This is a genomic window from Pseudomonas sp. AP42 (assembly GCF_001728935.1).
In the GTDB taxonomy this organism is placed as follows: Bacteria; Pseudomonadota; Gammaproteobacteria; order Pseudomonadales; family Pseudomonadaceae; genus Aquipseudomonas; species Aquipseudomonas lactis.
The window spans coordinates 18,163-27,076 of record NZ_LYSO01000086.1 but is presented as its reverse complement, the minus strand read 5'-3'; the positions used below and the strand labels follow the sequence as shown (position 1 = coordinate 27,076).

The following is an 8,914-nucleotide window of genomic DNA, read 5'->3' as shown; positions in this document are numbered from 1 at the left end:
CTAAGATCAAGATCAAAAGCAGATCAAGATCAAGAGCGGCTCGCTTCGCATCGTGGTTACCGTCTGCTGCTACAGCCTGCAAAGTTGTGTAGATACCTAGGCTGCGATGGCGGCGAATCAGTCAGTTTTTTCAGGGCCGACACACCGCAATCGCAGGCAAGCCAGCTCTCACTTTTTTGCTCTGCGGCGCCTTCAAATTTTTCAATCATTCAAAAAGCTGAAAATTTATATTGCGCACTAAACATTAGCACTATACATTCATCTCACCAACTACTTAGCGCGCAAATGTTTAGCGCTAAAACACAGAGGAACGCCCCATGCAAACGCTCTACACCGCAGTAGCCACCGCCACTGGCGGCCGTGATGGTCGCGCTGTTTCCAGCGACAATATCCTCGACGTCAAGCTGTCGACTCCAAAGGAGTTGGGCGGTGCAGGTGGCCAGGCCACTAACCCCGAGCAATTGTTTGCTGCCGGCTACTCTGCTTGCTTTATCGGCGCACTGAAATTTGTTGCCAGCCAGACCAAACGCAAGATCCCGGATGACGCGTCGATCACTGCCCACGTGGGCATCGGCCAGATCCCTGGCGGCTTCGGCCTGGATATCGACCTGCATATCAGCCTGCCGGGTCTGGCCCAGGATGATGCGCAAAGCCTGGTCGATGCCGCGCACCAAGTCTGCCCTTACTCCAACGCCACCCGTGGCAACGTGGATGTGCGCTTGCATGTAACGGTCTGATAAACAGACGCCCATGAAAAAGCCCGACTCAAGGTCGGGCTTTTTTTCGTATCGCCGGGGCCAGAATTACTTCTTGGCGCGACCTTTGTACGAACCACCTTCACGGGTGTCGATCTCGATCAGGTCGTCGATTTCGATGAAATCGGCCACTTGCAGTTCGGTACCGTTGCTCAGCTTGGCAGGCTTCATCACCTTGCCGGAAGTGTCGCCGCGAGCGGAGCCTTCGGTGTAAGCAACCTTACGCACGATGGTGGTCGGCAGCTCTACGGAAACCAGGCGCTCTTCGAAGAAGATAGCTTCGCAGACGTCTTCCATGCCTTCTTCAATGAACGGCAGAACGGCTTCGATATCTTCAGCGTTCAGCTCGTACATGGTGTAGTCAGTGGTGTCCATGAACGTGTAGGTGTCGCCGCTGATGAAGGACAGGGTCGCTTCTTTGCGGTCGAGGATTACATCGTCCAGTTTGTCATCGGCGCTGTAGACGATCTCGGTCTTGTAACCGGTCAGCAGGTTCTTCAGCTTGGTCTTCATGATTGCGCTGTTACGACCAGACTTGGTGAACTCAGCTTTCTGAACCAGCCAAGGGTCGTTTTCGAGACGGATCACTGTACCGGGTTTCAGTTCTTTACCAGTTTTCATTGCGTATATCCGAAATTTGGATGGGATTGACAAAAATCAAGGTGGCGTATCATATCCAACTTTCATAAAACTGTACCAGCGCCGTCGCAAGATCGGCCTGCAAGCCTTGTTCCAGACACCAGTTCTGCGCGTGCTGGCTGACCTCGGGCCAATGTTCCAGCAGCATTTTCCAGGACTGTGCCATATCGCCATCAGCGTTCCAGGCTTGCCAGAGCGTAACGACGGCAGCCTTGGCGGCCGGCGAAAGTGCGGCGGTGTACAGCTCCAGGAAGGCGTCGAGCTTGTCCAAGTGGATGTCTTCGTCCTGGCGGTAGATGTGCCACAGCAATGGCCTGCCCGCCCACTGGGCACGCACGAATGAGTCCTCGCCACGCACGGCGTTGAATTCGCAGCACCACAGCAAATGGTCATATTGCTCCTGACGCACGAATGCAATGACCTGTACGGTCAGCGCGCCGCGCACCTGGATGTCGCCTGCGGACAAGCTGTTCACGCCTAGCCAGCGTTGCACATCCCCCAGAATGCGCCCTTCCGGCACCAGCAAGTGCGTCCCACGCCCATCGGCTGCCAATACGTCCAGCCAGCCGGCCAAGCCGTCATTCTCATAGGCAAACAGCGACATCAAACGCGCTCCGGCCGTCGGAGCAACGCCCAGGCTTTGCAGGAACTGTCGCTGCGCGACGTCATCCTGCTGAAATGCCTGGCGGCGCTCCAACAAGCCGGCTTCACGCAACAGGCCGCCGGTGCCAGGGCGAAAACCGGGGAAGAAAAAGTATTTCTGCACGCCTTTGTACTTCACCGAAGGCAAGCGATGGCAGCCCACCACCCAGTCTTCGGCGCTGAGGTAATCGAGGTTCATCCACAATGGCGCACGCTCACACTCGGCCATGCGGTCCATGTATTCAGGCGGTAGCTGGCAGGCGAACGCGGCAATCACCACATCGGCCGGGTGTGCGCCTGGCCATTCGGCCGGCCAGTGGCGCACTTGCACGCCCTCTTGCCATTGCTGGCCCACCTGCACATCAATGTCCGGGCACATGCGTTCGAAGGCGCGCAGGTCGTCGACCCACAAACGCACATCACAGCCATGCTCCACCACCAACTGCCGGGCCAGGCGCCAGGTCACGCCGATGTCGCCGTAGTTGTCGACGACACTGCAAAAAATATCCCAGCGGGCTTTCATTCCGGGCTCCATCGATCAAAGGTCTGATTGTCCGCATAAATGCGTGGATGCAGAAGGCTTGATCGCGATTATTCTGCACGGTGGCTGTGCGACAATCACCGCCATGCCGTCAAAGCCTGCCAGGAGGCCCTTATGTCTGACCGTCCGCTGTCGCTATTCAAGCTCTGCATTGCGATTGCCGCAGGCGTGTGGCTGGGGTTTATCGCCATTGCGCTGACCACTTGGCTGGCGTCTCGCTACCTGTTCCCCCAGAGCCTGGCGCCGGTGGCCCAGGCGGTCCAGCAATTGGGCAAGCCGGCCACGTTTGATGAGTCGCAACCACCGAACCGGCTGTTCGAACAGTACCAGCAGAACCTGCGAAAACAGGAACAACAACAGGCCTTGGACCAGGCACGAAGCAACGCGCGCAATCTGTCCAACCCCAAATGCCAGTTCTGGCTGCAACAAGACCAGAACGCCCCCAATGAAAAGACGCGGGCCAATGTCCTGCAATTCTGCGATTGATGCCAAATACCGCCATGAATAAACACGCCGTGCTCCAGTTGATCCTGGAAAAACTCACCGTCGACCTCGACATCGTCCAACGCGCCGCGCAGACCGCCTACGAAACCGCGACCCACGAAGAAAACATTGCCGAAAACAAATACGACACCCTTGGCCTGGAGGCTTCCTACCTGGCCACCGGACAGGCCCGGCGAGTGGAGGAGATCAAGCAATCGCTGATGCTGTGCCAGCAACTGCAACTACGTGCGTACGATGATCAACGCGGGATAGAGATCGGCACGCTGGTAGGCCTGGAAGACGAGGACGGTCGTCAGCAATGGCTGTTCCTGGCGCCGGATGCAGCGGGTTTGAAAGTGGATGTGGTCGGGCAACCGGTGACCGTCATCACGCCGCGCTCGCCCTTGGGCAAAGGCCTGTTGGGCAAGCGTATCGATGAAGAAGTGGAGATTTTGGTGGCCGGCGCTCGGCAGTACTTTACGGTGACCGAGGCCAGATAACCTACAGCCCCTGTAGGAGCGAGCTCGCTCGCGAAGAAACGCAAGGGCGCCGCATTCAACCTGGCGCCGCGCGTTATCGTTGGCGCTCTTCGCGAGCAAGCTCGCTCCTACAGGGTAATCGTGTCAGTGGACGGGCAATTCGACGCCGTCGAACAACTCTTCCAGCTCTTGCTTGTTGTGGCACTGGATCGCCTTGGCCATCACTTCGCGGGTCAGGTGCGGCGCGAATTTCTCGATGAAGTCGCACATGAAACCGCGCAGGAAAGTACCGCGGCGGAAACCGATCTTGGTCACGCTGGACTCGAACAATTCGCTGGCATCCAGCACCACCAGGTCTTTGTCCAGGTTGGTGTCGACCGCCATCTTGGCAACGATCCCAACGCCCAGGCCGAGGCGCACATAGGTCTTGATCACGTCGGCATCGGCAGCGGTGAACACCACCTTGGGCGTGAGGCCGCGATGGCTGAAGGCTTCGTCGAGCTTGGAACGGCCGGTAAAGCCGAACACATAGGTCACGATCGGGTATTCAGCCAAGGCTTCCAGGGTCAGCTTCGGCAGCTTGGCCAACGGGTGCCCCTGAGGCACAACCACGCAACGGTTCCAGCGGTAGCAGGGCATCATCACCAGGTCGCCGAACAATTCCAGGGCCTCGGTGGCGATGGCAAAATCGACGGTGCCGTCAGCGGCCATCTCGGCAATCTGCATCGGCGAACCCTGGTGCATGTGCAGCGCCACGTCCGGGTATTGCTTGATGAAATCGCGGATCACCGGCGGCAGTGCATAACGTGCCTGAGTGTGAGTGGTGGCGATCGACAAGGTGCCTTTCTTCTCGTTGGAGAATTCCTGGGCAATCTGCTTGATGCTTTCGACTTTACGCAGGATCTCGCCGGCGGTGGTGATGATGCGCTCGCCAGCCGGAGTGACGCGGGTCAGGTGTTTGCCACTGCGTGCGAAAACTTCGACGCCCAACTCGTCTTCGAGCAGGCGGATCTGCTTGCTGATACCAGGCTGCGAGGTGTAGAGGCTTTGAGCGGTAGCGGAAACGTTGAGGTCGTGGTGCGCCACTTCCCAGATGTAGCGCAGTTGTTGAAGCTTCATATCAATCCCTCAAAGCAGATAGACGCCACGGGTATCAGCGACGGTATATAACTATATTAAAGGTTTGGCGGATAAATCTAGAACTTTTTTATCGTTTTTACCGATCAACTGTCGTCACTGCGCCGACGCTGCAACGACGGCACCAGGTAAACCGGCACCGGGGACAACTGCAACACCCGTGCGGCGGTACGTCCAAGGGGGACGGCCACGCCGGTTGCCTGGCTATGACTGCCGACGACCAGCAAGTCGACGGACAGTTTGCGCAATTGGTCGAGAATCACCTCGCAAGGGTCCCCCTGGATCACCTTGACCGAGCGAATCCATTGCAGGTCCTGCTCCCCCTCCCCCCACTCCTCTCGAAAGCTGTCCAGCACGCGTTGTTCAATCGTCGCCATCACCGTGCTCAGCCCCTTGCTCTGCCATTCGCTCAAGGCGGCCTCATCAAGGTAGCTCTGCAACACCGATTCGGCGAACAAGCCGATGGGTTCGACCACGTGAATCACATACAGCTCGGCCTTGAACGTTCGCGCCAGCGCCAGTGCATGTTGCATCACATAGGGCGCATACAGACCGAGGTCCGTGGCAAACAGCATCGAACGAATCATAGAACCTCCTGGACTGCCAGGATGGCGGGGATTGAATGAGCTTAGCAGCTAGCGCTCGGTCTGGATTCTCAACTCATTGGGGCTTCCAGCCAGACGGCCTGGTAGAAAGGACATCGCAAGCACCCGCTTGTCACCCAACCCCTTCGCCATAGTGGCTCCCCCCAATCAGCGGTTGTGCCGATCAATAAAACTCAAGGCCTGGTAAAGCGCCTGCATGCGTGGCAGTTCGCAACCGGCCGCTTTGGCAGCGGCCAAGGGACGGGCGTAGATGGCCGCCAGTTCCAACGGCCGCTTGTGCAGGTGGTCGTGGTACATGCTGGGCAGGTAGTCGTCCATGGTTTCGGTCATGGCGAACATCTGCCCGGCGTAGCTGGCAGCAATTTCATGCCCGCACGCATGCGCGCCCTGCACCACCTCGGCCATCAGCGCCTGGATCAACTCGCGGCTGGACTCATCGGCCATCATGGCCGTAGTGCCTGTGCCCAGCAACACCGAGAGGCCGTTGAACGGCACGTTCCAGACCAGCTTGTGCCAACGCGCCAGATGCACATTGGCCATGGCCTGGGACTCGATACCGGCTTGATGAAACAGCCCGGCGCCGGCTTCGACAATCGCCTGTTGCCGCGCCTCATCGTTGGCCGCCGTGCCACTGTGATAGCCCAGGTTGACCCGGCCCAACGCCTGATGCTCGACCACACCGGGGGCCGAGCGGTGCACACCGATGTAGCACAGGCCGCCCAACAGATGCAGCGACGGCGGCAGGTGTTCACGCAGGCTGTCTTCCACATCGAGGCCGTTTTGCAGGAGCACCACTTTGGCGTCCGGCGCCGCCACCTGGGCGATGGTCGGCGCCAGGTCCACATTGCCGGTGGACTTGGTGCCCACCAATAGCCAGTCGCACGGCGGCATGTCGGCGGCGCTGGCATAGGCCTGCACCGGATGCAGGCGCAGTTGCCCATGCACCGTACTGTTGACGTGCAAGCCATGCTTGCTCACTGCGGCGTATTCGCTGCGCAACAGGAAATGCACGTCGAAGCCGGCACGCGCCAGCATCAGTCCGTAGTAACCACCAATGGCACCGGTGCCGATAATGCCAATGCGTGGCGACGGGGCTGCAACTGCTGTCATGGCAAATCCTCTGGTGTTCGGGTTAGCGCCTGGTTTACGCATTCGGCGAGGTCGGACGCTGTAAGACGTGTCTGTAATTGCCCAAGGAATTGACCCTCGCACACCAGGAACAACGCCGGCAAATGAAAGATCTGGTAGCGTTGCACCGCACCGCCGTTGTGCCCGGCATCCACCCAGCACACGCGGTCCACCGGCAATTGCCAGCCGGGCAATTGCTGGCGTGCCCAGCGGCAACTGGCACAACCGACACTGGTGAACACTACCAGCGAAATACCTGGCAATCCCAGCAATTGCTGGTCAATATCCAGGTCGGTCAATTCCAGTTCCTTCACTATACTGCTGCCATTGCCGTCAACTGGACGGCGCTCGGAGTCCGTGTACATGGGTCGTTTTTTACCTCACCCTGATGATGTCGCTGTCGAGTTGATCCAACGTCCCTCTCCCGCCCTTCCCCGCCAACGCCTGCACACTATCGGCCGTGGCGGCATCGCCTGCAATTGGCCGCGTGCCTGGCGCGCCGGCACGGCGGTTGACCTGCATATACCTTCCCTGGGGCCCAGCGCCCGTTATCCGGGCTATGTTGCCTGGTGCCGCAAGGTCGAACAGGGCTATCGCATCGGTATCTGCTTTACCGATGAACACGCCTTGTTCGGTGCGCGGATGGGCGAGCAAGTGTGCCAGATCGAGCGTTACTGCCGCCTGCACGACGATGCCGAGCCAACGCCTGCACAATTGGAAGCCATGGCCCGCGATTGGGTGTCGCGCCATGCCGGCGAGTTCTCCCATGAGGCGGTTGTGCAGCCAGCGCTGGATTAAACCGGGCTTTGCCCATTGTCGCGGGCCCGTGTTACGCGCTAAGGTTCCTCCCCCCTGCATTCAAATCATGCTGTGCCCGCCGCACGGGGATAGCTGGCGGCCGGCACCCGTGACCCTGGCGAGTAACACGATGGCTGATTTACCGATCAATGACCTTAACGTTGAATCCAACGAGACCCTGATCACCCCCGATCAGCTCAAGCGCGAAATCCCCCTGAGCGACGCTGCCTTGCAGACCGTCACCAAGGGCCGCGAAGTCATCCGTGACATTCTCGACGGCACCGACCACCGCCTCTTCGTGGTGATCGGGCCCTGCTCTATCCACGACCTCAAGGCCGCCCACGAATATGCCGAGCGCCTCAAGGTGCTGGCGGCTGAAGTGTCCGACACCTTGTACTTGGTCATGCGCGTGTATTTCGAGAAGCCGCGTACCACCGTCGGCTGGAAAGGCTTGATCAACGACCCGTACCTGGACGACTCCTTCAAGATCCAGGACGGCTTGCACATCGGTCGCAAGCTGCTGCTGGACCTGGCTGAAATGGGCCTGCCCACTGCCACCGAAGCCCTCGACCCGATCTCCCCGCAATACCTGCAGGACCTGATCAGCTGGTCGGCCATCGGCGCACGCACCACCGAATCCCAGACCCACCGCGAAATGGCGTCCGGCCTGTCCTCGGCCGTAGGCTTCAAGAACGGCACCGACGGCGGCCTGACCGTGGCGATCAATGCGCTGCAATCGGTCTCCAGCCCTCACCGTTTCCTGGGCATCAACCAGGAAGGCGGCGTGTCCATCGTGACCACCAAGGGCAACGCCTACGGTCACGTGGTGCTGCGTGGCGGCAATGGCAAGCCCAACTATGATTCGGTCAGCGTCGCCCTGTGCGAACAGGCGCTGAACAAGGCCAAGATCAAGCCAAACATCATGGTCGACTGCAGCCACGCCAACTCCAACAAAGACCCGGCGTTGCAGCCGTTGGTGATGGAGAACGTTGCCAACCAGATCCTGGAAGGTAACCAGTCGATCATCGGCTTGATGGTAGAGAGCCATTTGAACTGGGGTTGCCAGGCGATTCCAAAAGACCTGGCCGACTTGCAGTACGGCGTGTCGATCACCGACGCCTGTATCGACTGGTCCGCCACCGAAACCACCCTGCGCAGCATGCATGCCAAACTCAAGGACGTGTTGCCCCAGCGCAAACGCACCTGAGCCTGTACCTGTTTCGCGCACACAAAAACGCCGGGCTAAGCCCGGCGTTTTTATTGGCAACTGGTCAGTTACAGCTTGGCGGCATGGCGCTGGTGGCGCTCCATGTAGCGTTCGACATAGGAGCACGACGGGATCACCGTGTAGCCGGCCTCTTCGGCAAACTTCAAGGCTTCCTCGGTCAACGCAGCCGCGATGCCTCGCCCCCGCAGTGCGTTGGGCACGAAGGTGCGATAGATATCCAGGGTCTGCTTCCCGAGGTCCATGTAGGTCAGGTAGGCACGATGACCGTCCACATTGGTCTCGAACTGATGACCAGCCTGGTCATGGTGGATGGACAACGCCTCGCTCATCACTACTCCTCGCGGGTCTGAATTAACGACCCTACCTTACCGATGTTTTTCCGGCGAAGGAACATCTACGCCACCCCGTGCCGGTTTCGACAGCGAGAAAACCGTGAGCGCTCACAACCAGCACATAGGGAATAGTAGGCACCAATCCTG

The 8,914-nt window shown here is 59.2% G+C and carries 12 protein-coding genes; 5 read left to right on the top strand and 7 right to left on the bottom strand.

Annotation, left to right across the window (positions count from 1 at the left end; all coding sequences use genetic code 11):
• Positions 1–317: 317 nt before the first annotated feature.
• Complete coding sequence (locus A7K61_RS22965; RefSeq protein ID WP_010176159.1) at positions 318–737, top strand: organic hydroperoxide resistance protein; 420 nt, start codon at positions 318–320, stop codon at positions 735–737.
• Between the two features lie 66 nt (positions 738–803).
• Here the strand turns inward: A7K61_RS22965 and A7K61_RS22960 are convergent, their stop codons facing one another.
• Together A7K61_RS22960 and earP are read right to left on the bottom strand one after the other, a co-directional pair.
• The gene (locus A7K61_RS22960) at positions 804–1,376 is read right to left on the bottom strand and encodes an elongation factor P (RefSeq protein WP_003172723.1); all 573 of its coding nucleotides are present in this window, start codon (positions 1,374–1,376) and stop codon (positions 804–806) included.
• 49 nt (positions 1,377–1,425) lie between these two features.
• Entirely contained in the window at positions 1,426–2,559 is a 1,134-nt protein-coding gene (gene earP, locus A7K61_RS22955; protein ID WP_069558440.1) for an elongation factor P maturation arginine rhamnosyltransferase EarP, read from the bottom strand.
• A gap of 132 nt (positions 2,560–2,691) precedes the next feature.
• Here earP and A7K61_RS22950 point away from each other — a divergent pair, with 132 nt between their 5' ends.
• Together A7K61_RS22950 and A7K61_RS22945 are read left to right on the top strand one after the other, a co-directional pair.
• Positions 2,692–3,063 (top strand): hypothetical protein, encoded by a 372-nt coding sequence (locus tag A7K61_RS22950; protein WP_069558439.1) that lies wholly within the window; start codon positions 2,692–2,694, stop codon positions 3,061–3,063.
• Positions 3,064–3,077: 14 nt separating this feature from the next.
• A complete protein-coding gene (locus A7K61_RS22945) occupies positions 3,078–3,560 on the top strand; it encodes a GreA/GreB family elongation factor (protein WP_069558442.1) in 483 nt (160 codons plus the stop codon).
• Positions 3,561–3,683: 123 nt separating this feature from the next.
• Here the strand turns inward: A7K61_RS22945 and cysB are convergent, their stop codons facing one another.
• The 4 genes from cysB to A7K61_RS22925 all read right to left on the bottom strand — a co-directional run bounded on the left by cysB (position 3,684) and on the right by A7K61_RS22925 (position 6,774).
• Positions 3,684–4,658, bottom strand: coding sequence for an HTH-type transcriptional regulator CysB (gene cysB / locus A7K61_RS22940; RefSeq protein WP_003189876.1), 975 nt, complete (start codon positions 4,656–4,658; stop codon positions 3,684–3,686).
• A 104-nt stretch (positions 4,659–4,762) separates the two neighbouring features.
• A complete protein-coding gene (locus A7K61_RS22935) occupies positions 4,763–5,263 on the bottom strand; it encodes a universal stress protein (RefSeq protein WP_044274562.1) in 501 nt (166 codons plus the stop codon).
• A gap of 165 nt (positions 5,264–5,428) precedes the next feature.
• On the bottom strand, positions 5,429–6,391 hold the full coding sequence (locus tag A7K61_RS22930) for a putative 2-dehydropantoate 2-reductase (protein WP_069558438.1): 963 nt from the start codon (positions 6,389–6,391) through the stop codon (positions 5,429–5,431).
• Positions 6,388–6,774 (bottom strand): thioredoxin, encoded by a 387-nt coding sequence (locus A7K61_RS22925; protein WP_044274564.1) that lies wholly within the window; start codon positions 6,772–6,774, stop codon positions 6,388–6,390. Before A7K61_RS22925 ends, A7K61_RS22930 begins: the two co-directional genes overlap by 4 nt.
• Here A7K61_RS22925 and A7K61_RS22920 point away from each other — a divergent pair.
• Together A7K61_RS22920 and A7K61_RS22915 are read left to right on the top strand one after the other, a co-directional pair.
• Complete coding sequence (locus A7K61_RS22920; RefSeq protein ID WP_044274565.1) at positions 6,773–7,207, top strand: PilZ domain-containing protein; 435 nt, start codon at positions 6,773–6,775, stop codon at positions 7,205–7,207. The two genes, A7K61_RS22925 and A7K61_RS22920, sit on opposite strands and share 2 nt — an antisense overlap.
• Positions 7,208–7,337: 130 nt before the next feature.
• Positions 7,338–8,414, top strand: coding sequence for a 3-deoxy-7-phosphoheptulonate synthase (locus A7K61_RS22915; RefSeq protein ID WP_003189871.1), 1,077 nt, complete (start codon positions 7,338–7,340; stop codon positions 8,412–8,414).
• A gap of 68 nt (positions 8,415–8,482) precedes the next feature.
• On the opposite strand, the gene A7K61_RS22910 is transcribed toward A7K61_RS22915, so the two are convergent.
• On the bottom strand, positions 8,483–8,764 hold the full coding sequence (locus A7K61_RS22910) for a GNAT family N-acetyltransferase (RefSeq protein ID WP_003189869.1): 282 nt from the start codon (positions 8,762–8,764) through the stop codon (positions 8,483–8,485).
• Between the last annotated feature and the right edge of the window lie 150 nt (positions 8,765–8,914).

What these genes read in the sequence shown, in the direction of transcription:
- A7K61_RS22965 (WP_010176159.1), top strand. Translation starts at nt 318, where the DNA reads ATGCAAACGCTCTACACCGCAGTAGCCACCGCCACTGGCGGCCGTGAT.
- A7K61_RS22960 (WP_003172723.1), bottom strand. Translation starts at nt 1,376, where the DNA reads ATGAAAACTGGTAAAGAACTGAAACCCGGTACAGTGATCCGTCTCGAA.
- earP (WP_069558440.1), bottom strand. Translation starts at nt 2,559, where the DNA reads ATGAAAGCCCGCTGGGATATTTTTTGCAGTGTCGTCGACAACTACGGC.
- A7K61_RS22950 (WP_069558439.1), top strand. Translation starts at nt 2,692, where the DNA reads ATGTCTGACCGTCCGCTGTCGCTATTCAAGCTCTGCATTGCGATTGCC.
- A7K61_RS22945 (WP_069558442.1), top strand. Translation starts at nt 3,078, where the DNA reads ATGAATAAACACGCCGTGCTCCAGTTGATCCTGGAAAAACTCACCGTC.
- cysB (WP_003189876.1), bottom strand. Translation starts at nt 4,658, where the DNA reads ATGAAGCTTCAACAACTGCGCTACATCTGGGAAGTGGCGCACCACGAC.
- A7K61_RS22935 (WP_044274562.1), bottom strand. Translation starts at nt 5,263, where the DNA reads ATGATTCGTTCGATGCTGTTTGCCACGGACCTCGGTCTGTATGCGCCC.
- A7K61_RS22930 (WP_069558438.1), bottom strand. Translation starts at nt 6,391, where the DNA reads ATGACAGCAGTTGCAGCCCCGTCGCCACGCATTGGCATTATCGGCACC.
- A7K61_RS22920 (WP_044274565.1), top strand. Translation starts at nt 6,773, where the DNA reads ATGGGTCGTTTTTTACCTCACCCTGATGATGTCGCTGTCGAGTTGATC.
- A7K61_RS22925 (WP_044274564.1), bottom strand. Translation starts at nt 6,774, where the DNA reads ATGTACACGGACTCCGAGCGCCGTCCAGTTGACGGCAATGGCAGCAGT.
- A7K61_RS22915 (WP_003189871.1), top strand. Translation starts at nt 7,338, where the DNA reads ATGGCTGATTTACCGATCAATGACCTTAACGTTGAATCCAACGAGACC.
- A7K61_RS22910 (WP_003189869.1), bottom strand. Translation starts at nt 8,764, where the DNA reads ATGAGCGAGGCGTTGTCCATCCACCATGACCAGGCTGGTCATCAGTTC.